This is a genomic window from Veronia pacifica, assembly GCF_001707825.1.
Taxonomy (GTDB): domain Bacteria; phylum Pseudomonadota; class Gammaproteobacteria; order Enterobacterales; family Vibrionaceae; genus Veronia; species Veronia pacifica.
On sequence record NZ_LYBM01000154.1, the window covers coordinates 1 to 283 of the forward strand.

Consider the following 283-nt stretch of genomic DNA (forward strand, 5'->3'; position numbering starts at 1 on the left):
CAGTACATCACAGGCCGAAACGCTGGAAGGGGGTGAAGGCGACGATACGCTTTATGCGGATGCGGCAGATACGGTGTCCGGTGGAGCCGGTACAGATACCTTGATCTTCAATGGTGAGGGAGCGGCTGAGTTTACACTTGTCGATGATATTGAGAACGCGAAGGGCGGTTCAGACAATGACAACCTGACAGGTAATGCGTCAGATAATACCCTTGAGGGCATGGAAGGAAACGATACTCTCTCTGGCGGCGCAGGTGATGATATTTTGCGTGGCGGAGACGGC

1 protein-coding gene is annotated in these 283 nt (G+C 53.7%); it reads left to right on the top strand.

Annotation, left to right across the window (positions count from 1 at the left end; all coding sequences use genetic code 11):
* Nucleotides 1-283: calcium-binding protein (locus tag A8L45_RS23555; protein WP_432416299.1), on the top strand; the 283-nt coding region annotated here is incomplete at both ends.